We start from the raw sequence: 21,124 nt of genomic DNA, 5'->3' as shown, positions 1-21,124 counted from the left end.
AGGAGAATGCAAATGCAGTCAATGAATACGCTCGAATGCCCGTCCACGCCCTGGTACAAGCACCGTTGGCCCTGGCTGATCATGCTGGGTCCGTTCCTGGTGGTGCTGGCGGGCAGCTACACGATCTGGCTCTCCTACTCGCAGCAGGATGCGCTGGTGGTGGGCGACTATTACCGGCAGGGCAAGGCCATCAACCAGGACCTGCGGCGCGATCAGGCCGCCAGCCGGCTGGGACTGTCGCTGGCGCTGCACTTCGATGCCGCCGCGGGCCGGCTGACAGGCGCGATGCGCGGCGCGCAGGGGATTCCGCATGGCGCGATGACGCTGCGCCTGGTTCATTCCACGCGTCCGGAAAAGGATATCGTGCTGCCGGTGGTGGCGGATGCGGAAGGCCACTTTGCCGTGAGCCTGCCGATGCTGGAGATGGCGCGCTGGCAGGTGATGCTGGAAGACCAGGGCCGGACCTGGCGCATCAATGGCGTGTGGCCCTGGCCGCAGCAGGCGACGGCGACGCTGTCGGCCGACCAATCCTGAAGGAGGCATAGATGCGGCGTCTTGCAATGGTGATCCTGTGGCCATCCTTCCTGGTGGCGGCGATGGCGGAAGGTTTTTTCTTTTCCCTGCTCGATCCGCAGGATCTGCACCTGGGCGGCGCCGAGTTCACGCTGTCGCCGCTGGCGGCTTATACGGTGGGATTCTTCCTGTTCTGGCTGTTCTGCGCGCTGGCGGCGATGCTCAGTTATTACCTGGCCAATGTGCCGGCCGACCGCCAGCCGCCGCTATGACGGCGACAGGGCCGAGCCTAATCGCATTTCTCGGTGCCGGCCGCCATGGCTTTCAGGCGGGGCGGATCGAGAATCACGATTTCGCGGTTGCTTACCTGCAGCACGCCCAGCTTCTTGAAGCGTGACAGCAGGCGGCTGATGCTCTCGATGGTGAGTCCGAGATAATTGCCGATTTCCTCGCGCGACATGCGCAGCTGGAAGGCGGTGGAGGAATAGCCGCGGGCGGCATAGCGCGTCGTGAGATTGACCAGGAAGGCGGCGAAGCGCTGGCCGGCGCGCATATTGCCCAGCAGGAGCATGACGCTCTGCTCGCGCGTGATTTCCTGGCTCATCATCCGGTGGAAATGGTGCAGCAGCGTGGGAATGTGGCCGAACAACTCTTCCAGCCGGCTGAATGGAATGTCGCAGACTTCACTGTCTTCCAGCGCCACCGCCGAACAATGGTGGCGCTCGGTGCCGATGGCGTCCATGCCGAGAAGCTCGCCGGCCATCTGGAAGCCTGTAATCTGCTGCTCGCCGCTGACATTGATCTGGAAAGTCTTGAAATGCCCAAGCCGGATCGCGTACAGGTTGGTGAACGGATCGCCCATGCGGTAGAGATGGGTGTCGCGCGGCACCTTGCGCCGGCGTCCGATGATGGCGTCGAGACGCGACATGTCGGTATCGTCCAGGCCCATGGGCAGGCAAAGCTGGTGCATGCTGCACGCCGCGCAACTTGCCTTCAGGGCGTTGACGTTGATGGGCGTGGTCTGGCTGTTGACTGGAATGGACTGGATCATGGTCGCCAATGATATATCTCAAGCCGTTGAAAACGCGAAACGCTACGGTATGAAACGTGCCGCAAGACTGATCTGCGGATTAGAACGGTCGGTACGGCGAAGTGTAGCAAACACATCGTAACGCGGATACAACAGATATTAGCGGCGTATCAAAATGTTAAGCAAAATGTGGGTTGTGTTCGTTAGCGCACAGTCGATCGGAGGAAAGATGGGTATCTTTTTGACACGATATGGCTGTGCTGGTGTTCCCCTTTCTTCACCCTCAACGACTGGATGCGCAAAATGAAAAAAATGTTAACGCTGTTGGCACTTCCCCTGGCTCAGGCCGCAATGGTTTCGGCTTTCGCGCAAGCGCCTGCCGCCACTTCCACCGATCCATCGGCCAGCCAATCCCGCGCCGAAGTCAAGTCCGGCGCCAGCGCGGCGAATGCAGACCGCGTCAACCAGTTCAACGACCGTCCCGGCGCAGCCGTGAAGGGCAGCGGCACCAGCCGTGCCGAAGTCAAGTCCGGCGCCAGCGCTGCCGAATTCGACAAGGTCAACCAGTTCCAGGACAAGCCGACGGCTGGTATGCCTTCAGGCAACAAGAGCCGTGCAGAGGTCAAGGCTGAACGCAATGCAGGCGCCGGCCAGCTGCGCGCCAACACCGAAGTGCCGACACCGGGCACCTCGTCGCAGCAGAATCTGAACAATCCCAAGGCCCTGACGCCCGAAGAGCGTGCCGCCCGTCGCGAAGCGCGCAAGCAGCGTGCCGCCGAACGTCGCGCCAAGCGCGCTGAAAGCCGCACGGCAGCCAGCGGCAAGGCAGCCGGCACCGAAGGCACCCGCACCATGCCGGCCGATGGCGGCGCTGGCGCCGGCAATCCGGCTCCAGGCAAGTAAGCCGCTCCGCCGGGGTTTTCCCCGGCACGGCTTGCAGAAATGGCACGGCGCGCATGACGCGCCGTGTTGCATTACAGTATCGGTTTTTCTTCGGCAGCTTGCGGACACACCATGAAACTTTCCGTTCTTGACCAGTCCACCGCCGTCAGCGGCCGGCCCCAGACCGACGCCATCGCCGAATCGCTGGCGCTGGCCCGGCACTGCGACGGGCTGGGCTACCACCGATACTGGGTTTCCGAACACCATCACAGCGGCAGCATCGTCGGCAGCGCGCCGGAGGTGCTGATGGCGGCCATTGCTGCGACCACGTCACGCATCCGGGTCGGAAGCGCCGGCGTGATGCTGCCGCATTACGCCGCCCTGAAAGTGGCGGAACAGTTCCGGGTGCTGGAAGGCATCGCGCCCGGCCGCATCGACCTCGGCGTGGGCCGGGCGCCCGGTTCGGACCGGCTCACCGCCTATGCGCTCAATCCGGACGCCGGCCAGGCTGCCGAACGCTTTCCGCAGCAGGTGCAGGATCTGCAGGCCTGGGTCAGCGGCATGCCGCTCGCGCCCGGCCATCCGTTCGGCGCGATCCGCGCCCATCCGCAAGGCCCGACCTCGCCGGAAATCTGGATTCTGGGAAGTTCCAACTATGGCGCCCAACTGGCGGCGCACTTCGGCCTTCCCTATGCCTATGCCTATTTCTTCAGCGAAGGCGAGGGCGTGGAAGAGGCGCTGGCGTTGTACCGCAGCCTGTACCAGCCCAGCGAACGTCATCCGATGCCGCAGGCCACGATCTGCGTCTGGGCGCTGGCAGCCGATACCGAGGACGAGGCGCGGCATCTGCTCAGGACCCGCGAGCACTGGCGTATCGGCTTCGAGCGCGGCCTGCGCCTTCCCCTGGTTTCCCCGGAAGAGGCGGCGGCCGCCGTCTACGACGAGGCGGACCAGGCCCGTATCGCCGCTTTGCGCCGCCGCGCCATCGTCGGCACGGCCGCGCAGGTGGCGGACCGGCTGCATGCCCTGGCAGCCGAGTTGAAACTGGATGAAATCGTGGTCAACACCTGGACCCACGACCCGGCGGCCCGGCGCCACTCCTACACCCTGCTGGCCAAGGCGTTCGGCCTCACGGGACTTCCTTCCGGGCAAGCTCTCGGTTAAAGTTAGATTATTTCCTGCCGTAAATAAGTTTGGGGTCTCACCCGAAGATAGGCTTTCGGTACCGTGGATGCGCTCAGGCGCCTCCGGGGAAAGACGGCAGCGCCGATCGGAGCGGGTTATTGCTTTTTTGCACGGTGCGGCGTCCGAACTTTGCCCTGGTGGCTTCAGGAACGAGCGTTTGGAAATTCAGCCCATAACCATCACCGAACATGTTTTCGATGCCAAATGACGTTTTGATAGAACACCTGAAAGGCCAGCTGACGCGTTTGACGGAGTCGGCCGGGGATCTGGTGTTCACGCTCTCCGAGAACGGCGAGATTCTGCACGCCAGCCAGCGCGCCATCGGCATCATCGCGCCGGGCGCCGTGCTGTGCGGCAGCATGCTGCACGAGCGCGTGGATACGCCGGACCGGGCTGGCCTGGCGTCGGTCATGGCACAGGTGGTGGCCAGCGGCCTGCACGACAGGGTCAATGTGCGGGTGCATACCAGCACCGGCTTGCACTGGTTCGAACTGGAACTGTCTTCCCACCGCGACCTCGACGGGCAGACCGAAGTCCTGGTGGTGGGTCGCAATATCTCGGGCCAGCAGGAAACCAAGGAGCGGCTGCTGCACCTGGCCACCCACGATGCGCTGACCGGCCTGCCCAACCGCGCGCTGCTGTCGGACCGGCTGCGCATGGCGATTGCCCACGCCCGCCGTACCGGCCGCGGCTTCACCGTGCTGGCGCTCGATCTCGACGGTTTCAAGAAAGTCAACGATGCCCTCGGCTATGGCGCCGGCGACGCGCTGCTGCGCGAGGCCGCCAGCCGCCTGCAAAAGGCGCTGCGCGACAACGACACCCTGGCCCGCATCGGCGGCGATGAATTCATGGCCGTGCTGTCGGGCGCGGTCCATCCCGATGAAATCAATCCGATCGCGCGCCGCATGATCAGCGCGGTGCAGCTGCCGTTCGAGATCGAGGGCCAGTCGCTGTATCTGTCCACCTCGATCGGCGCCGCCGTCTACCCCGAGCACGGCGACAACGAGGTGCGGCTCCTGGCCCATGCCGACACCGCGATGGCGCGCGCCAAGGAAACCGGCCGCGCCCGCTGCGTCATCTACAGCCGCGCCACCTTCAGCGCCCCCGACCACGATGTGTCGATGGAGGCGGCGCTGTTCGAGGCCGTGCGCAACGGCGAGTTCTTCCTGCACTACCAGCCCATCGTCAATGCCGTCACCCGGGAAATCGTCGGCTTCGAGGCGCTGATGCGCTGGATGCACCCGGAACTCGGGCTGATCGCGCCCAGCCAGTTCATCCAGATGGCCGAAAGCAACGGCCTGATCAACCTGCTGGGCGCCTGGGTGCTCAAGGCGGCGTGCGTGCAGCTGAAACGGCTGCAGGAAGTCGCCGGGCGCGAACTGTACGTGTCGGTCAACGTCAGCCCGCGCCAGTTCCGCAATGACCAGTTCCTGGCCCTGATGGAAGACGCGCTGAAGCTGTCGGGGCTGCACGGACGGCAGCTGCTGCTGGAGATCACCGAAGGCATCCTGATGTCGGACCCGGCGCATGCGGAAGCGCTGCTGCTGCAGATCGCCGCGCGCGACGTGCGCATCGCCATCGACGATTTCGGCACCGGCTATTCCTCGCTGGCCTATCTGAAGCGCTTCCCGATCAGCACGTTGAAGATCGACCGCGCCTTCATCAAGGACCTGCCGCAATCGGTCAAGGACGCCGCGATCTGCAACGTGGTGCTGAGCCTGGCCCAGCACCTGAACCTGACCACGGTCGCCGAAGGCGTCGAGAACGAAGAGCAGCTGCAGTTCCTGTCCCACCAGGGCTGCAGCCTGATACAGGGCTACCATACCGGCCGCCCGATGATGTTCGACGACGCCATGGATGTGCTGGGCGCGGGCGCCGCCGAACTGGCGCTGCCATGACAATCAACGAGGAATGCAGACCATGACCACCATGCCGCCCGAGCTGGGCGACTCGCGCAAGACCCAGGAACTGCTGTGGAAGCAGATCAAGGAGCAGGGCCATCTTCCCGGATTTTCCAATGTCGTCCAGCAGATCGTGGGCGCCATGCAGAGCGAGAACGAGCGCGAATTCAGCATGACGCGCACGGTGCTGTCGGACCCGGCGCTGACGCACCGGGTGCTGCGCCTGGCCAACAGCGCGATGTATGCGATGTTCGGCGAGATCAATACCGTGTCGCGCGCCGTGATGGTGCTCGGCACCGAGTCCATCGGCCATCTGGCGCTGGGCTTGAAGCTGGTCGACAGCCTGGCCACCGTGTCCAGCACCTCGGTCGGCGTGCGCACCGAAATGGAAAAGGCAGTGCTGGCCGGCCATATCGCGCGCCAGGTGACGGCCCAGGCCAGCACCCGCGACGCCGAGGAAGCCGTGGTCTGCTCGCTGCTGCACGGCCTGGGCCGCATGGTGGTGGCGTTCTACCTGCCGCATTACTGGGAAGCGATCCAGGCGCTGACGGCCGAAGGCAATGACGAGGCGGTGGCGGTGGTCAAGGTGCTGGGCATGACCATGGTGGACATCGGGCGGCTGATCGCCCGCCGCTGGGGCCTGCCGCGCGACCTGATCGAAAGCCTGCATGACGTGATGCCGCAAGCCGGCGAACCGCTCGACCATGCCGGCTGGCTGGCCGCGCTGTCGACCATGTCCTCGTCCTGCGCACGGGTGCTGTGCGAAAAGGGCGAGAACGACGAGGCGCTGGCGGCCATCGTCGACGGTTATGCCGACATGCTGGGCATGGAGAGCGAAACCGTGCTGGCCGCCGTCAGCGCCGCCCGCGAAACCGCGCGCGACGACCCGGCGCTGGTCCGCCCCGCCACGGTGCAGGCGGCGCCGGAAGCGCCGGCAAGCGACGAGCGGCGCCGCGACGCCACGCCGGCGCTGGCGCGCGGCGTGGCCGACATGCGCAACGTGATCAGCACCATCAACACCGGCCAGCTGATGACCATGGCGCTGGAAACCATCTACAAGGGGCTGCACCTGAAACGCGCGGTGGCGTTCCTGCGCAACCGCAAGGAAGGCAAGTATCTGGCCGGAATGTGTTTTGGCGACGACATCGAGCACCTGGCGCCGCGGCTGGTATTCAATGACGCCTATCAGCCCGACGTGTTCCATGCCGCGCTGGCCAACGACAAGATGGTCTGCGTCAAGGACGCCTGCGACCCGGCTTTCCGCGCCAAGCTGCCGCGCTGGTGGAAGGATGCCTTCCCGACGGTACGCAGCTTCATCGTGCTGCCGCTGACGGTCAATCGGCATCCGGTCGGCTTCATCTACGGCGACTGGGATGACGCCCTGCCGGTGGCGCTGGAGCAGGGGGAAATCGCGGCCCTGAATGAACTGCGCGCGCTGGTGATGAGCAAGCAGCCGCACTAGGCGCCCGGGAATGGACCTCACTGCGTAACGTGGTTTTTGCGCTGCAAAATTCAAGGAGTGAGACGAAAGAATCAAGAAAATCGTCCGGAATGCCATTTTTCTATTGCGCTGCACAATTTCCCGGACTATAGTTGAACCGTCTCCTCCACCCTCCCAAGGATGGATTAACCCGCTACCGCAAGGTCAGCGGGTTTTTTTTGTCCTGCTTTTTGGCCTGTTTTTCGTCGTTGGCTCTTGCACCGCGCTGGTGCGGAAGCCGGCTTGAAGGCTGGCATGGCAATTGCTCAAAGGAATATACCTCCAGTGGTTGCCCAAGCGACGACTTTCCCCCGGCCTTGCGCCGGGTTTTTTTTCGCCCGCTACAATGCCAGCCTGATTCTTTTCGGGACAACGACATGCGAGCAGTGCAGTGCACCCGCGAGCGCCACGGCGACGCTATCCTGGACATCTTCAACGATGCCATCCTGCATTCCACCGCCCTCTACGACTACAAGCCGCGCACCGCGCAGAACATGGATGACTGGTTCGCCGCCAAGGCGCGCGGCGATTTCCCGGTGCTGGGCCTGGAAAACGAGGACGGCAGCCTGGCCGGCTTCGGCAGCTACGGCACGTTCCGCGCCTGGCCGGCCTACAAGTACACGGTCGAGCATTCGGTCTATGTGCATCCGTCACGGCGCGGGCAGGGTATCGGGCTGGCGCTGATGCAGCAGCTCATCGCCGCTGCCCGCAGCCAGCAATACCATGTGCTGATCGGCGGCATCGACATGGAAAACCAGGCCAGCATCGCGCTGCACACCCGGCTGGGTTTCGTGCATGCCGGCACCATCCGGCAGGCCGGCTTCAAGTTCGGCCGCTGGCTCGACCTGGGTTTCTACCAACTCACGCTGGACACGCCGCTGCAGCCGGTCGACGGCTGAGCCGGCGCGGCGCACTGTTTGGGCAGCGACAGCACAAAGCCTTGCGTCTGCGCCAAGGTAGGCGGGAACCAGCGCCGGCGCCAGCCGGTCTGCTCACTTGTATAATGCGCAATCGTTCAATCAAGCTTTCCCCGCCATGACCCAGACCCATTTCGGCTATCAGACCGTCCAGGAAGAAGACAAGGTGCACAAGGTCGCCGAGGTCTTTCACTCGGTCGCCGCCAAGTACGACGTGATGAACGACCTGATGTCAGCCGGCCTGCATCGCATCTGGAAGGCGTTCACCATCGCCCAGGCGGGCGTGCGGCCGGGCTTCAAGGTGCTCGACATCGCCGGCGGCACCGGCGACCTGGCCAAGGCCTTTGCCAAGCAGGCCGGCCCGACCGGCGAAGTCTGGCTGACCGACATCAATGAATCGATGCTGCGCGTGGGCCGCGACCGGCTGATCAACAACGGCCTGACCAACCCGGTGCTGCTGTGCGACGCCGAGCGCCTGCCGTTCCCCGACAATTACTTCGACCGCGTCAGCGTCGCCTTTGGCCTGCGCAACATGACCCACAAGGACGCGGCGCTGGCCGAGATGCGACGCGTGTTGAAGCCCGGCGGCAAGCTGCTGGTGCTGGAGTTTTCCAAGGTCTGGGAGCCGTTGAAGAAGCCGTACGACGTGTATTCGTTTTCGGTCCTGCCCTGGCTGGGCAAGCGCATCGCCAACGATGCCGAAAGCTACCGCTACCTGGCCGAGTCGATCCGCATGCATCCGGACCAGGACACCTTGAAAAAGATGATGCAGGACGCAGGTTTGGAACGTGTCGAGTACTACAACCTGACTGCCGGCGTGGCTGCGCTGCATACCGGCATCAAACTCTAGGAGCCTCAAATGAAAAAGTATCTGGTCATGATGATGCTGGTCGCCAGCACGCTGTCGATGGTGGCGGTCGAGGCCGATGCCAAGCGCCTCGGCGGTGGCGGTTCCTTCGGTCGGCAGTCACAGGGCGTAAGCCGTTCCGTTCCCTCCTCGCCGCAAAGCGCGCCGATGCAGCAGGCCGCGCCGCGTCAGGCCACGCCGCCGGCCGCCGCGCCGGCCACCCGCCCGGCCAGCCCGTGGCGCGGCATGCTGGGCGGCGCATTGCTGGGCCTGGGCCTGGGCGCGCTGCTGTCGCACCTGGGTATCGGCGGCGCGCTGGCCAGCGTGATCGGCACCGTGCTGACGGTGGCGCTGCTGGCCATGGCGCTGATGTTCATCCTGCGTCTGTTCCGCCGCAAGGACAGCGTCAGCCCGGCAATGGCCGGCGGCTATGCCCGCAACACCACGCCCGAGATCGGTTCCGGCGTGCAGTCCTATCCGCAGTCGGTGCCGGCGGCCGGCGCTGCTGCCACTGCGGCCAATGCGGCCGCGCCCTGGGGCGTGCCGGCCGACTTCGACGTGCCGGCCTTCCTGCGCCATGCCAAGAGCTATTTCCTGCGCCTGCAGGATGCCTGGGACAAGGGCGACGTGAATGACATCCGCGAATTCACCAATCCTGAAATGTTCGCCGAACTGCGCATGCAGATCGAGGAACGCGGCGCGGCGCTCAATGTCACCGACGTGGTGCAGCTCAATGCCGAGCTGCTGGGCATCGAGAGCGCCAACCATGACTACCTGGCCAGCGTGAAGTTTTCCGGCCTGATCAAGGAAGCGCCGGACGCGTCGGCCGCCGAGTTCGCCGAAGTCTGGAACCTGTCCAAGCCCAAGTCGGGGCAGGGCGGCTGGGTGCTGGCCGGCATTCAGCAACTCTCCTTGTCTTGAGCAAACACGTCTTTTATAGCAACTGCTAAACTCCAGACCGCCCGTGAAACCTCACGGGCGGTTTCTTTTTGACCGCTCATGATTCCCTCTCCCTTTCCCGCCATCCTCAATCATCTGCTCGCGCAGGAAGCCTGGGCCGGCAAGAAGCTGGCCCTGCATGCCGGCAAGGTCGCGCGCATCGATACCGGCGTAGTGGCCGTGCAGCTGCGCGTGGCCGCCGACGGCATGGTGGAAGACGCACCCGACGCATCGGCCAATGTCACCATCCGCATGAAGCTCTCCGACCTGCCGCTGATGATGCAAAACCGCGAGCGCGCCTTTTCCTACGTCCAGGTCGAGGGCGACGCCGAGTTTGCCAACGCGGTGTCGCAGGTCGCGCAGGGCGTGCGCTGGGAAGCCGAGGACGACCTGGCGCGGCTGGTGGGCGACATCGCTGCCCGCCGCATCGTCGCCGGCGGCCGCGCCGTGTTCGGCGCGGCCCAGTCCACCCGCCGCCGCATCGAGGAAAACCTCGCCGAGTATTTTCTGGAGGAGCAGCCGCTGCTGGTGCGGCCGGAAGCCGTGGCCGGATTCAGCGCCGACGTGGCCGAGCTGCGCGACGATGTCGAGCGCCTAGCCAAGCGCATCGAGCGCCTGCGCGGAGGGCTGGCATGATCCGGCGGGTGCTGCGGGTATTCAAGATTCTGTCGGTAGCGCTGCGCTATGGTCTGGACAATATCGCGATGTCGGGCGTCACCCCGCGCATCGCGCTCCTGACCAACCGGCTGCTGTTCTGGCGCGACATCAGCGCGCCGCGCGGCGAGCGGCTGCGGCAGGCGCTGGAAGAGCTTGGCCCGATCTTCGTGAAGTTCGGCCAAGTGCTGTCGACCCGGCGCGACCTGATGCCGCCTGACATTGCCAACGAGCTGGCGCTGCTGCAGGACCGGGTGCCGCCGTTCGACTCCGACCTGGCCATTGCCCAGATCGTGCGCTCGCTGGGCGCGCATCCGGACCAGCTGTTTGCCTGGTTCGACCGCAAGCCGGTCGCCTCGGCCTCGATCGCCCAGGTGCATTTCGCCCGGCTGCGCAACGGCACCGAGGTCGCGGTCAAGGTGCTGCGGCCGAACATGAAGAAGACCATCGACGAGGACGTGGCCCTGATGCAGATCGTGGCCGGCTGGGTCGAGCGCTTCTGGGCCGACGGCCGCCGGCTCAAGCCGCGCCAGGTGGTGGCGGAGTTCGACAAGTACCTGCACGACGAGCTGGACCTGATGCGCGAGGCCGCCAACGGCAGCCAGCTGCGGCGCAATTTCGCCGAATCGAAGATGCTGCTGGTGCCGGAAATGTACTGGGACTTCTGCTCGGAATCGGTGATCACGATGGAGCGCATGCGCGGCATCCCGATTTCCCAGATCGACCGGCTGCTGGCCGAGGGCGTGGACCTGAAGAAGCTCTCCAGCGACGGCGTGGAGATCTTCTTCACCCAGGTGTTTCGCGACGGCTTCTTCCATGCCGACATGCACCCCGGCAATATCCTGGTGTCGGTCGAGCCGGATACCTTCGGCAGCTATATCGCGCTGGACTTCGGCATCGTCGGCACCCTGACCGATTTCGACAAGGATTACCTGTCGCAGAATTTCCTGGCGTTCTTCCGGCGCGACTACAAGCGGGTGGCCGAGGCGCATATCGAGTCCGGCTGGGCGCCCAGGGAAACCCGGGTCGACGAACTCGAGGCCGCGGTGCGCGCCTGCTGCGAACCGATCTTCGACCGTCCGCTGCGCGACATTTCCTTCGGCCAGGTGCTGCTGCGCCTGTTCCAGACCTCGCGCCGCTTCAATGTGGAAGTGCAGCCGCAGCTGGTGCTGCTGCAGAAGACCCTGCTCAATATCGAAGGCTTGGGCCGCCAGCTCGACCCCGATCTCGACCTCTGGAAAACCGCGCGGCCCTACCTGGAGCGCTGGATGAGCGAGCAGATAGGATGGCGCGGCCTGCTGGAAAAGCTGCGCGAGGAAGCGCCGCGCTACAGCCAGCTGCTGCCGCAGCTGCCGCGGCTGGCGGTGCAGGCTCTGCAGGACAGCAAGGGCCATTCGAACCAGGAAAACACGGAATTGCTCAAGCGCGTGCTGGCCGAGCAGAGGCGCACCAACATGCTGCTGGGCGTGGCCGTGTATTTCGGCGGCGGGCTGGCGGCGGGCGTGGTGCTGGTGCAATTGCTGATGCGCTGGTACTACCTGATCGAGTAGACGCCGGTTTTGGCGGTGCATGCCTCTTGATATTGCCATGAAGCTATAATCCGGAACCTTTCCGAACCTTCCTTAAAGCGCTCAAGAAATGACCACGCTGTCAGTCTTCGTCATTCTCTATCTGGCCATCTCGGTTGCCATCGGCCTGTTCGCGTCGCGCCGGGTAAAAACGTCCGGCGACTATGCGGTGGCCGGTCGTTCACTGCCGCTGTACATCGTGATCGCCACCGTGTTCGCGACCTGGTTCGGCTCCGAAACCGTGCTCGGCATTCCGGCCAAGTTCGTCAAGGAAGGCCTGGCCGGCGTGATCGAGGACCCGTTCGGCGCATCGATGTGCCTGGTGCTGGTCGGCCTGTTCTTTGCCCGCAAGCTGTACCGGATGAACCTGCTGACCATCGGCGACTACTATCGCCAGCGTTACAGCCGCACCGTGGAAGTGCTGGTGTCGCTGTGCATCGTGGCGTCCTACCTCGGCTGGGTATCGGCACAAATCACCGCGCTGGGCCTGGTGTTCAATGTGCTGTCGCAGGGCGCGATCTCCATGCCGGTGGGCATGTGCGTCGGCGCGAGCATCGTTCTTCTTTACACCCTGTTTGGCGGCATGTGGTCGGTTGCGCTGACTGATTTCTTCCAGATGACCATCATCGCAGCCGGCCTGCTGTATATCGCCTACCTGGTATCCGGCATGGCAGGCGGCGCGTCGCAGGTGATCTCCCACGCCGCCGCGGCCGGCAAGTTTCATATCGCCCCGGCTGTTACCGCGAAGGAAGTGCTGGCCTTCGTCGGCGCGCTGGTCACCATGATGTTCGGCTCCATTCCGCAGCAGGACGTTTTCCAGCGGGTGATGTCGGCCCGCTCGGAAACCGTCGGCATGGCCGGCTCGATCTCGGGCGGCGTGCTGTATTTCCTGTTTGCCTTCGTTCCCATGTTTCTGGCCTATTCCGCCTATGTGATCGATCCGAAGATGGTGGATGCGCTGATCGAGAGCGACGCCCAGATGATCCTGCCCTCGCTGATCCTGAACAACACGCCGGTGTTTGCCCAGGTGATGTTCTTCGGCGCGCTGCTGTCGGCCATCATGTCGACCGCCAGCGGCACGCTGCTGGCGCCCAGCATCACGCTGACCGAAAACATCCTGCGCGAGATCTTTCCGATGAATGACGCGCAGATGCTGCTGGCAACCCGGATTGTGGTGGTCTGCTTCGCCATTGCGGTGACGGTCTTCGCGCTGATGTCCCAGGGCACTTCCATCTACGACATGGTCGGCAACGCCTACAAGGTCACGCTGGTAACCGCCTTCGTGCCGCTGGTCATGGGGCTGTACTGGAAGGGCGCAAGCAACCAGGGCGCGCTGTGCGCCGTCATTGGCGGCCTGGCGACCTGGCTGTTGATGGAGCGCTTCGGCGGCGACTCGATCTGGCCGCCGCAACTGGCGGGCCTGCTGGTCAGTTTTGCTGGCATGCTGCTGGGTTCGCTGCTGCCGCAATACACGCGCGCCACGGCCGGGGCGACCGTGCCGCGATAAACCTGCGGCGTCACTGTGAAACCCTCTATAATTCAGGGTTTTGGATGATTTTTGCAGGGAATTTTCATGCCGATTTATGCATATCGCTGTGAAGCGTGTGGTTTTGCCAAGGATGTTCTTCAGAAAATGTCCGATGCCCCGCTGACCCAATGCCCTTCATGCGGCAAGGCCGAGTTTAAAAAGCAGGTGACTGCCGCCGGTTTCCAGCTCAAGGGCTCGGGCTGGTACGTGACCGATTTCCGCGGCGGCTCGGGCGGCACGGCCGCGCCGGCCACGTCCGGCCCGGCAAAGAGCGAAGCGAAATCCGAGCCGGCGCCCGCCGCGCCGGCGCCGGCCGCCAGCAGCGGCTCGTCGGACTGATGCGTGCCGCCTGCGCAATCGCCCGCTGAGCCGTCCTCCATGCGCAAATATTTCGTCACCGGCCTCTTGATCCTGGTGCCCCTGGCCATCACGATCTGGGTGCTCAACCTGATCATCAGCACCATGGACCAGTCGCTGCTGCTGCTGCCGGAGCGCTGGCGGCCGGAAGCGGTGGTCGGGTTCCACATTCCCGGCCTTGGCACCATCCTGACGCTGCTGTTCATCTTCCTGACCGGCCTTGCCACCCGCAACTTCATCGGCAAGCGCATCGTCTGGGCCTGGGAAGGGCTGCTGACCCGGATTCCGGTGGTGCGCTCGATCTATTCCAGCGTCAAGCAGGTGTCCGACACGCTGTTCTCGTCGTCGGGCAATGCCTTTCGCAAGGCGCTCCTGGTGCAGTATCCGCGCCAGGGCAGCTGGACCATCGCCTTCCTGACCGGCGTGCCGGGCGGCGACGTGCGCAATCACCTGCAGGGCGACTATGTCAGCATCTACATACCGACCACGCCCAACCCGACCTCCGGGTTCTTCCTGATGGTGCCGCGGGCAGACACCATCGAGCTCGACATGAACGTCGACGAGGCGCTGAAATACATCGTGTCCATGGGCGTGGTATCGCCCGAGCACTTCGAAAAGAAACTGATCATCGATCCGGCCAAGGTTGAAGCGACCGACCGGCATCAAGCAAAGCAAACTGAAACTGGAAACTGACTATGTCTTCTATGCGAACTCATTACTGCGGCCTCACCACCGAGGCGTTGCTGGGCCAAACCGTGAGCCTGTGCGGCTGGGTGCATCGCCGGCGCGACCACGGCGGCGTGATCTTCATCGACCTGCGCGACCGCGAGGGCCTGGTGCAGGTGGTGTGCGATCCGGACCGCGCCGAGGTCTTCAAGGCTGCCGAATCGGTGCGTAATGAGTACTGCCTGCGCATCACCGGCATCGTGCGCAGCCGCCCCGAGGGCACCGGCAACGCCAACCTGAAGTCGGGCGCGATCGAGGTGCTGTGCCACGAACTCGAAGTGCTGAACGCGTCGGTGACGCCGCCGTTCCAGCTCGACGACGACAACCTGTCGGAAACCACCCGCCTGACCCACCGCGTGCTCGACCTGCGCCGTCCGCAGATGCAGAACAACCTGCGCCTGCGCTACAAGGTGACGATGGAAGTGCGCAAATTCCTCGACGCCAACGGCTTCATCGACATCGAGACGCCGATGCTGACCAAGTCCACGCCGGAAGGCGCGCGCGACTACCTGGTGCCGTCGCGCGTGAACCCCGGCCACTTCTTTGCGCTGCCGCAGTCGCCGCAGCTGTTCAAGCAGCTGCTGATGGTGGCCAACTTCGACCGCTATTACCAGATCACCAAGTGCTTCCGCGACGAGGACCTGCGCGCCGACCGCCAGCCGGAATTCACCCAGATCGACTGCGAAACCTCGTTCATGAAGGAACAGGACATCCGTGACCTGTTCGAGAACATGATCCGCCTGGTGTTCAAGAACGCGCTGGATGTCGAGCTGCCCAACCCGTTCCCGGTGATGGACTTCGCCACCGCGATGGCGCTGTACGGCTCCGACAAGCCCGACATGCGCGTCAAGCTGCAGTTCACCGACCTGACCGCGGTGATGAAGGACGTGGACTTCAAGGTGTTCTCGGGCGCCGCCAACATGGAGGGCGGACGCGTGGTCGGCCTGCGCGTGCCGGGCGGCGGCGCGATGCCGCGTTCCGAGATCGACGCCTACACCCAGTTCGTCGGCATCTACGGCGCCAAGGGCCTGGCCTACATCAAGGTCAATGAAAAGGCCAAGGGCCGCGATGGCCTGCAGTCGCCGATCGTCAAGAACCTGCATGACGCGGCGCTGGCCCAGATCATCGAGCAGACCGGCGCCGAAGACGGCGACCTGATCTTCTTCGGCGCCGACAAGGCCAAGGTGGTCAACGACGCCATCGGCGCGCTGCGCGTGAAGATCGGCCACAGCGACTTCGGCCGCAAGGCCGGCCTGTTCGAGGACACCTGGCGTCCGCTGTGGGTGGTCGACTTCCCGATGTTCGAGCATGACGAGGAGGGCGACCGCTGGGTGGCGCTGCATCACCCGTTCACCGCGCCCAAGGAAGGCCACGAAGACTTCATCGAAACCGATCCGGGCCGCGCCATCGCGCAGGCCTACGACATGGTGCTGAACGGCTGGGAACTGGGAGGCGGCTCGGTGCGTATCCACCGCGCCGACGTGCAGAGCAAGGTGTTCCGCGCGCTGAAGATCAATGCCGAGGAAGCGCAGCTGAAGTTCGGCTTCCTGCTGGACGCGCTGCAATACGGCGCGCCGCCGCACGGCGGCCTGGCGTTCGGCCTGGACCGCATCGTCACCATGATGACCGGCGCCGAATCGATCCGCGACGTGATCGCCTTCCCCAAGACCCAGCGCGCCCAGTGCCTGCTGACCCAGGCGCCGTCCGAAGTCGACGAGAAACAGCTGCGCGAGCTGCACATCCGCCTGCGCAACGCCGAGCCGTCGGTCAAGGCCTGACGCGGCTGCCGCGTCCGCCCAGGCGGGCGCGATAAAAAAAGCCGGTCGGCGCGAGCCGACCGGCTTTTTGTTTGCGCAGGCCCGGTCGCGCTACTGCTGCGCCACCGGCGTATAACCCGCTTCGCGGATCGCATTGGTGACGGCGGCATCGTCGCTGGCCTGGTCCACCCGCACCAGGTGACGCTCCAGGTCCACTTCCACCCTGGCGCCCGGCGCAGCCTGCGTCACCGCCTCGGTGATGGCCTTGACGCAATGCTGGCAGCTCATGTCGTTGACGGTGTATTGCAGCATGGTGCTTCCTTTCGCTTTTCGTGATGTCGAGGGAGCCACTCTAAACCTTCTCGCGCTGGCGGGGTCGGAGTCGGCGCAAGCCATCCACCGTCGTGCTGCGCGCTATGCCTGGCGCCGCAGCACCTGGCGCCGGCCGCCGAGCAGCGCCAGCAAGCCCATCGCAAGCAGGCTCAGGCTGGCCGGTTCCGGAACGGCGCCGGCATCGGCTGCGAAAACGTCGGAAGGCGGCATGTCGGCGGCTTCGCCGGCCACATCCTTGACGAGCAGCGTCGCCGCCAGTAGCTCGTCGGCGCTGCGCGTGGTGAATGTCGGCGTGAGCAGATAGGCATGGGTCTGGAAGTCGCCGGTCAGGCCAACGGCGGCGATCTGGCCGAGGTCATTGATGTCGCTGGCCTGGTACAGCAGGAAATTCGGGTCGCTGCTTTGCACGAGGGTGTTGAGGTCGATGATGCGGCCATCCTCCCACAGGGTGGCATTCGGCCTGCCGCCAAAGGGCGAACCGCTGTAGCCGACCACCTGCCCACGCGCATTGATGCCCAGCGCGCTGCTCATGCCATCGCTGGACAGTGCGCCGAGGTCGGTGATGGCGCCATTGCGCCACAGCGTCGCATGCTGCGTCCGGTCGCCGGCGAGGTCGCTGCTGCCGGCCACCAGGCCGGCGTTATTGACGGCCTGCGCGGTGCTGCCGCTGCCGCCCAGGGTGCCCAGATCGATCGCGCGGCCGCCTTCCCACAGCGTTGCATGGTTGGCGGCGTTGCCGGCGATGCTGCTGTAGCCGACCACCCGGCCGCGGTCATTGATGTCGTAGGCGCTGCCGTAGGTGCCGCCCAGGGTGCCGAGGTCCTGCGCGCGCTGGCCATTCCAGAGCGTGGCCCGGCTGGCGGTGTCGCCGGCAATGCTGCTCATGCCCACCGCCTGGTTGCGGTTGTTGATGCCATAGGCCGCGGCATAGCTGCCGCCTAGGGTGCCAAGCGGCGTCGGCGTGCCGCCCTGCCACAGCGTGGCCCGGCTGGTCGTGTCGCCCGCCATGCCAGCCCAGCCGGCTATTACGCCGGCATTGTTGATGTCGTGAGCAACGCTGTAACTGCCGCCCAGGGTGCCGAGGTCGCGCCGGGCACCGCCGCGCCAGGCGGCTGCATGCGATGCGCCGTTGGCGGTGTCGCTGCTGCCGACGACCGTTCCCGCATTGTTGAGCCCATAGCTGGTGCTGACCGGCCCGCCCAGCGTGCCGAGATCGGTCAGGACATAGGGGCCGGCGGCAATGGCGGTGTGGCTTGCCAGTCCCAGGAACAGGGAAGCAAGGGCGGGCGGCATGGTTTGCTTGATGACGGGCATGACTCCTCCGTGTGACGGTTACCGTGTTGCGCTGGCTGCGCGGTGATTGCATGGATGACTATTTCAGCCAGACCGCAGGCAACTCTGCGCTAAATCAGAGGTCGGGCATCCACACCCGCCATGGCGGCTTCGACGCAACACCGGACCGTCTTGCGCTGCCGTTGCCGGCGCCAGAGCTTGATCGGGCTAAAGAAGTGACCTGATGGCTGGAACTTCATCTCCGGATTCCGGCCACACCAGGCAGCGCAGGCGGACGGCAGGCGCAGCAGCCTCGCCGTTCCCGCCCTGAGCGGCTTTCCCACACCCTGAGCCTGGATTCGGAGTCCTCGATGGAAACACTGGCCGGCATCGATACCACCTTGCTTGCGCGGGTGCAGTTCGCCTTCACGATCGCGTTTCACATCATCTTTCCCTCCTTTACCATCGGCCTGTCCGCCTTCATCGCCACGCTGGAACTGCGCTGGTTCTACAGCGGCAAGCAGCATTTCCATACGCTGGCCCGGTTCTGGACCAAGATCTTCGCGGTCTCGTTCGCCATGGGCGTGGTGTCGGGCATCGTGATGGAATACCAGATCGGCACCAACTGGAGCCGCTTTGCGGAAATCATCGGCAACACGCTGGGCCCGCTGTTCAGCTATGAAGTGCTGACCGCCTTCTTTCTGGAGGCCAGCTTCCTTGGCATCATGCTGTTCGGCTGGAACCGCTTTCCGCCCTGCCTGCATACGCTGGCATCGGTGATCGTGGCATTCGGCACCATGCTCTCGGGCTTCTGGATCCTGTCGGCCAACAGCTGGATGCATACGCCGGCCGGCTTCGCCATCGAAAACGGCATTACTTATCCGGTCGACTGGTCCGACATCATCTTCAATCCCAGCTTTCCCTACCGCTTCACCCACATGATGATCGCGACCTACCTCACCACCTCGCTGGTGGTGCTGGCCGCCGGCGCGCGCTACATGGTGCAGGGGCGCTTCGAGGTCGAGGCGCGCACCATGGTCCACATGGGGCTGGGCATGCTGGCCGTCCTGGCGCCGCTGCAGGCGGTGGTGGGCGACTTCCATGGCTTGAACACCCTGAAGCACCAGCCGGCCAAAATCGCCGCCATCGAGGCGCACTGGGACGGCAGCGAGCCGGCCGCCCTGGTGCTGTTCGCCTGGCCCGACAAGGAGGCCGAGCGCAATCATGCGGAGATTGCGATACCGAATCTGGGCAGCCTGATCATCACCCATGACTGGAATGGCCGCTTCAAGGGCCTGCGCGACTTCAAGCGGGAAGACAGGCCGCCGGTGGCGCCGGTGTTCTTCATGTTCCGGCTGATGGTCGGGCTGGGGCTGCTGATGATGGCCATCGGCTTCATCGGCGTCTTTCTCTGGTGGCGCAAACGCCTGCACCTGGCAAGCTGGTTTTTGCGGCCGCTGTCGCATGCCTGGCCGATCGGCTTCATCGCCCTGCTGGCGGGATGGATGGTGACCGAGATCGGACGCCAGCCCTGGATTGCCTACGGCGTCCTGCGCACCGCCGACGCAGTGTCGCCGGTGACCTTCGGCTCAGTCATGGTCTCGCTGGTGCTGTTCGTGCTGGTCTATTTCGTCGTGTTTTCGATCGGCATCTGGTACATCAGCCGGCTGATCGGCAAGGGACCTCAGCAGATTCCGGCCGACCAGGAGGCGCTGCCCAACCGGCCGCTGTCGGCCGCGCAGGAAACCACCCGGGAGGCGGCCACATGAGCGACGTATCCGAAACTATTCCGGTCATCCTGGCGCTGCTGCTGGGCTTCACGGTGGCAATGTATGTGGTGCTGGACGGCTTTGATCTTGGCATCGGCATCCTCTTTCCCTTCTTCAGCACGGAAGAGGAGCGCGACCAGATCATGAACTCGGTGGCGCCGTTCTGGGACGGCAACGAGACCTGGCTGGTGCTGGGCGGCGTGAGCCTGTGGGCCGGTTTCCCGAAGGCCTTCGCGGTGATCCTGCCGGCGGTCTACATGCCGGTGATGTTTCTGCTGCTGGCGCTGATCTTCCGCGGCGTGGCCTTCGAATTCCGCTGGGTGGCCAAGCCGCATCACCGCAAGTGGGATATCTCGTTCGCGGTCGGCTCCATCGTCTCTGCCTTCGCGCAGGGCCTGATCCTGGGTGCGCTGCTGCAGGAGATCCGCATCAGCGGCAACCAGTTCGCCGGCGGCCCGCTGGACTGGCTCACGCCATTCAGCCTGATGTGCGGCGTGGCCGTAGTGGTTGGCTATGCGCTGCTGGGCGCCACCTGGCTGATGATGAAGACCGTCGATGGCGTGGAGCAGCGCTCACGCAAGCTGGCCTTGCCGCTGCTGGCGGCGCTGATGGCCTTCATCGCCATCGTCAGCGTCTGGACGCCGCTGCAGATCGGGCGCATCGCCGAGCGCTGGTTCAGCATGCCCAATATCTTCTTCCTGAGCCAGATCCCGGTGGCCACGCTGCTGGTGGCCTGGCTCTGCTATTACGGCATTAAAAAGGGCCGTCCGATCCTGCCGTTCGCCACCTCGGTTGGCCTGTTCCTGCTGGCCTATCTCGGCTTGGTGGCATCGAATGCGCCGTACATCGTGCCGCCGTCGATGACGATCTGGCAGGCGGCGTCGCATCCGTCATCGCAGGTGTTCTACCTGATTGGCGCATCGATTTTGATGCCGATGATTCTGGTTTATACGGTGCTGGTGTTCTGGCTGTTTCGGGGCAAGGTGAAGCCGGGGGAGGGGTATCACTAAGGGGCGCATGGGCGATGAAGTTGCAGGCATGCGGTTGCTTTTGACGTACGCGCAGCGACAGTTGAAGTGGCGGTGGCGGTGGCGGTGGCGGTGACGGTGGCGGTGGCGGTGGCGGTGGCCGTTGCTTTTGAAGTGGCCGTTGCCGTTGCAGTGAAATCCCGTTGAGCGCGCCGTGTCAGCGGTGCCCGGAGCGGGAAAAGGTGCGGCGTCTGTCTGAGCCAAGCTTTAGCTTGGCGAGTTTAGCCGCGCCCCGCTCCGGGCACCGCTGACACGGGAACCCCCGCGCAGCGGGGGCGCGATCATCGGGTCGCCTTTTTTGGTTACTTTTTTGGCGAAGCAAAAAAGTGACCCGGCCGCCGGGACGGACTCCCGGCTTGTCTCCACGGCAGTGCAGCCGCCTTGCGTCACCCGGCAACGCCCGGGCAGCACTGTCGTCTTTGCTTTTGACGTTTGTCG

General features: G+C 64.6%; 21 protein-coding genes. 18 read left to right on the top strand and 3 right to left on the bottom strand.

All coding sequences use genetic code 11. The features are described from left to right. Positions 1 to 12 precede the first annotated feature (12 nt). On the top strand, positions 13 to 534 hold the full coding sequence (locus ABC383_RS11265) for a FixH family protein (RefSeq protein WP_413013992.1): 522 nt from the start codon (positions 13 to 15) through the stop codon (positions 532 to 534). Positions 535 to 545: 11 nt separating this feature from the next. Further along, the gene (locus ABC383_RS11260; RefSeq protein WP_413013990.1) at positions 546 to 785 is read left to right on the top strand and encodes a hypothetical protein; all 240 of its coding nucleotides are present in this window, start codon (positions 546 to 548) and stop codon (positions 783 to 785) included. Between the two features lie 17 nt (positions 786 to 802). On the opposite strand, the gene fnr is transcribed toward ABC383_RS11260, so the two are convergent. Continuing rightward, positions 803 to 1,564 carry a fumarate/nitrate reduction transcriptional regulator Fnr gene (gene fnr / locus ABC383_RS11255; RefSeq protein WP_413013988.1) on the bottom strand — a complete coding sequence of 254 codons (762 nt, stop codon included), beginning with the start codon at positions 1,562 to 1,564 and terminating at the stop codon, positions 803 to 805. Between the two features lie 282 nt (positions 1,565 to 1,846). On the opposite strand from fnr, the gene ABC383_RS11250 reads away from it, so the two are divergent. From ABC383_RS11250 to aspS, 13 genes are all read left to right on the top strand, one after another. Continuing rightward, on the top strand, positions 1,847 to 2,446 hold the full coding sequence (locus ABC383_RS11250) for a hypothetical protein (protein ID WP_413013986.1): 600 nt from the start codon (positions 1,847 to 1,849) through the stop codon (positions 2,444 to 2,446). Between the two features lie 111 nt (positions 2,447 to 2,557). After that, complete coding sequence (locus ABC383_RS11245) at positions 2,558 to 3,589, top strand: LLM class flavin-dependent oxidoreductase (RefSeq protein WP_413013984.1); 1,032 nt, start codon at positions 2,558 to 2,560, stop codon at positions 3,587 to 3,589. Between the two features lie 218 nt (positions 3,590 to 3,807). After that, positions 3,808 to 5,508 (top strand): putative bifunctional diguanylate cyclase/phosphodiesterase, encoded by a 1,701-nt coding sequence (locus ABC383_RS11240; RefSeq protein ID WP_413013982.1) that lies wholly within the window; start codon positions 3,808 to 3,810, stop codon positions 5,506 to 5,508. A gap of 22 nt (positions 5,509 to 5,530) precedes the next feature. Next, positions 5,531 to 6,973 carry an HDOD domain-containing protein gene (locus ABC383_RS11235; protein WP_413013980.1) on the top strand — a complete coding sequence of 481 codons (1,443 nt, stop codon included), beginning with the start codon at positions 5,531 to 5,533 and terminating at the stop codon, positions 6,971 to 6,973. A gap of 395 nt (positions 6,974 to 7,368) precedes the next feature. After that, entirely contained in the window at positions 7,369 to 7,890 is a 522-nt protein-coding gene (locus ABC383_RS11230; RefSeq protein WP_413013978.1) for a GNAT family N-acetyltransferase, read from the top strand. 136 nt (positions 7,891 to 8,026) lie between these two features. After that, a complete protein-coding gene (gene ubiE, locus ABC383_RS11225) occupies positions 8,027 to 8,758 on the top strand; it encodes a bifunctional demethylmenaquinone methyltransferase/2-methoxy-6-polyprenyl-1,4-benzoquinol methylase UbiE (RefSeq protein ID WP_413013977.1) in 732 nt (243 codons plus the stop codon). A 9-nt stretch (positions 8,759 to 8,767) separates the two neighbouring features. Next, the gene (locus tag ABC383_RS11220) at positions 8,768 to 9,676 is read left to right on the top strand and encodes a Tim44 domain-containing protein (RefSeq protein WP_413013975.1); all 909 of its coding nucleotides are present in this window, start codon (positions 8,768 to 8,770) and stop codon (positions 9,674 to 9,676) included. A gap of 78 nt (positions 9,677 to 9,754) precedes the next feature. Continuing rightward, complete coding sequence (locus tag ABC383_RS11215; protein ID WP_413013973.1) at positions 9,755 to 10,330, top strand: ubiquinone biosynthesis accessory factor UbiJ; 576 nt, start codon at positions 9,755 to 9,757, stop codon at positions 10,328 to 10,330. After that, positions 10,327 to 11,898 carry a ubiquinone biosynthesis regulatory protein kinase UbiB gene (ubiB, locus tag ABC383_RS11210; protein WP_413013972.1) on the top strand — a complete coding sequence of 524 codons (1,572 nt, stop codon included), beginning with the start codon at positions 10,327 to 10,329 and terminating at the stop codon, positions 11,896 to 11,898. Before ABC383_RS11215 ends, ubiB begins: the two co-directional genes overlap by 4 nt. Before the next feature lie 88 nt (positions 11,899 to 11,986). After that, the gene (locus ABC383_RS11205) at positions 11,987 to 13,423 is read left to right on the top strand and encodes a high affinity choline transporter 1 (RefSeq protein WP_413013970.1); all 1,437 of its coding nucleotides are present in this window, start codon (positions 11,987 to 11,989) and stop codon (positions 13,421 to 13,423) included. 66 nt (positions 13,424 to 13,489) lie between these two features. Beyond that, a complete protein-coding gene (locus tag ABC383_RS11200) occupies positions 13,490 to 13,783 on the top strand; it encodes an FmdB family zinc ribbon protein (RefSeq protein WP_413016309.1) in 294 nt (97 codons plus the stop codon). Between the two features lie 39 nt (positions 13,784 to 13,822). After that, positions 13,823 to 14,494, top strand: a complete 672-nt coding sequence (locus ABC383_RS11195) for a DUF502 domain-containing protein (RefSeq protein ID WP_413013968.1) — start codon at positions 13,823 to 13,825, stop codon at positions 14,492 to 14,494. Positions 14,495 to 14,505: 11 nt separating this feature from the next. Next, positions 14,506 to 16,305 (top strand): aspartate--tRNA ligase, encoded by a 1,800-nt coding sequence (aspS, locus tag ABC383_RS11190; RefSeq protein ID WP_413016307.1) that lies wholly within the window; start codon positions 14,506 to 14,508, stop codon positions 16,303 to 16,305. Positions 16,306 to 16,395: 90 nt separating this feature from the next. On the opposite strand, the gene ABC383_RS11185 is transcribed toward aspS, so the two are convergent. Next, on the bottom strand, positions 16,396 to 16,596 hold the full coding sequence (locus tag ABC383_RS11185; RefSeq protein WP_413013966.1) for a heavy-metal-associated domain-containing protein: 201 nt from the start codon (positions 16,594 to 16,596) through the stop codon (positions 16,396 to 16,398). A gap of 102 nt (positions 16,597 to 16,698) precedes the next feature. Then, complete coding sequence (locus ABC383_RS11180; RefSeq protein ID WP_413013964.1) at positions 16,699 to 17,931, bottom strand: PEP-CTERM sorting domain-containing protein; 1,233 nt, start codon at positions 17,929 to 17,931, stop codon at positions 16,699 to 16,701. 50 nt (positions 17,932 to 17,981) lie between these two features. Between ABC383_RS11180 and ABC383_RS11175 the strand changes: the two genes are divergently transcribed. From ABC383_RS11175 to cydB, 3 genes are all read left to right on the top strand, one after another. Beyond that, a complete protein-coding gene (locus tag ABC383_RS11175) occupies positions 17,982 to 18,134 on the top strand; it encodes a hypothetical protein (protein WP_413013962.1) in 153 nt (50 codons plus the stop codon). Between the two features lie 126 nt (positions 18,135 to 18,260). Next, positions 18,261 to 19,658, top strand: coding sequence for a cytochrome ubiquinol oxidase subunit I (locus ABC383_RS11170; protein WP_413013960.1), 1,398 nt, complete (start codon positions 18,261 to 18,263; stop codon positions 19,656 to 19,658). Beyond that, a complete protein-coding gene (gene cydB / locus ABC383_RS11165) occupies positions 19,655 to 20,668 on the top strand; it encodes a cytochrome d ubiquinol oxidase subunit II (protein WP_413013958.1) in 1,014 nt (337 codons plus the stop codon). Before ABC383_RS11170 ends, cydB begins: the two co-directional genes overlap by 4 nt. Positions 20,669 to 21,124: the final 456 nt, after the last annotated feature.

Source organism: Noviherbaspirillum phoenicis, assembly GCF_047237965.1.
In the GTDB taxonomy this organism is placed as follows: domain Bacteria; phylum Pseudomonadota; class Gammaproteobacteria; order Burkholderiales; family Burkholderiaceae_D; genus Noviherbaspirillum_A.
The sequence above is the reverse complement of the archived record's forward strand: the minus strand, read 5'-3'. Positions and strand labels throughout refer to the sequence as shown.

What these genes read in the sequence shown, in the direction of transcription:
- ABC383_RS11265 (WP_413013992.1), top strand. Translation starts at nt 13, where the DNA reads ATGCAGTCAATGAATACGCTCGAATGCCCGTCCACGCCCTGGTACAAG.
- ABC383_RS11260 (WP_413013990.1), top strand. Translation starts at nt 546, where the DNA reads ATGCGGCGTCTTGCAATGGTGATCCTGTGGCCATCCTTCCTGGTGGCG.
- fnr (WP_413013988.1), bottom strand. Translation starts at nt 1,564, where the DNA reads ATGATCCAGTCCATTCCAGTCAACAGCCAGACCACGCCCATCAACGTC.
- ABC383_RS11250 (WP_413013986.1), top strand. Translation starts at nt 1,847, where the DNA reads ATGAAAAAAATGTTAACGCTGTTGGCACTTCCCCTGGCTCAGGCCGCA.
- ABC383_RS11245 (WP_413013984.1), top strand. Translation starts at nt 2,558, where the DNA reads ATGAAACTTTCCGTTCTTGACCAGTCCACCGCCGTCAGCGGCCGGCCC.
- ABC383_RS11240 (WP_413013982.1), top strand. Translation starts at nt 3,808, where the DNA reads ATGCCAAATGACGTTTTGATAGAACACCTGAAAGGCCAGCTGACGCGT.
- ABC383_RS11235 (WP_413013980.1), top strand. Translation starts at nt 5,531, where the DNA reads ATGACCACCATGCCGCCCGAGCTGGGCGACTCGCGCAAGACCCAGGAA.
- ABC383_RS11230 (WP_413013978.1), top strand. Translation starts at nt 7,369, where the DNA reads ATGCGAGCAGTGCAGTGCACCCGCGAGCGCCACGGCGACGCTATCCTG.
- ubiE (WP_413013977.1), top strand. Translation starts at nt 8,027, where the DNA reads ATGACCCAGACCCATTTCGGCTATCAGACCGTCCAGGAAGAAGACAAG.
- ABC383_RS11220 (WP_413013975.1), top strand. Translation starts at nt 8,768, where the DNA reads ATGAAAAAGTATCTGGTCATGATGATGCTGGTCGCCAGCACGCTGTCG.
- ABC383_RS11215 (WP_413013973.1), top strand. Translation starts at nt 9,755, where the DNA reads ATGATTCCCTCTCCCTTTCCCGCCATCCTCAATCATCTGCTCGCGCAG.
- ubiB (WP_413013972.1), top strand. Translation starts at nt 10,327, where the DNA reads ATGATCCGGCGGGTGCTGCGGGTATTCAAGATTCTGTCGGTAGCGCTG.
- ABC383_RS11205 (WP_413013970.1), top strand. Translation starts at nt 11,987, where the DNA reads ATGACCACGCTGTCAGTCTTCGTCATTCTCTATCTGGCCATCTCGGTT.
- ABC383_RS11200 (WP_413016309.1), top strand. Translation starts at nt 13,490, where the DNA reads ATGCCGATTTATGCATATCGCTGTGAAGCGTGTGGTTTTGCCAAGGAT.
- ABC383_RS11195 (WP_413013968.1), top strand. Translation starts at nt 13,823, where the DNA reads ATGCGCAAATATTTCGTCACCGGCCTCTTGATCCTGGTGCCCCTGGCC.
- aspS (WP_413016307.1), top strand. Translation starts at nt 14,506, where the DNA reads ATGCGAACTCATTACTGCGGCCTCACCACCGAGGCGTTGCTGGGCCAA.
- ABC383_RS11185 (WP_413013966.1), bottom strand. Translation starts at nt 16,596, where the DNA reads ATGCTGCAATACACCGTCAACGACATGAGCTGCCAGCATTGCGTCAAG.
- ABC383_RS11180 (WP_413013964.1), bottom strand. Translation starts at nt 17,931, where the DNA reads ATGCCCGTCATCAAGCAAACCATGCCGCCCGCCCTTGCTTCCCTGTTC.
- ABC383_RS11175 (WP_413013962.1), top strand. Translation starts at nt 17,982, where the DNA reads ATGGATGACTATTTCAGCCAGACCGCAGGCAACTCTGCGCTAAATCAG.
- ABC383_RS11170 (WP_413013960.1), top strand. Translation starts at nt 18,261, where the DNA reads ATGGAAACACTGGCCGGCATCGATACCACCTTGCTTGCGCGGGTGCAG.
- cydB (WP_413013958.1), top strand. Translation starts at nt 19,655, where the DNA reads ATGAGCGACGTATCCGAAACTATTCCGGTCATCCTGGCGCTGCTGCTG.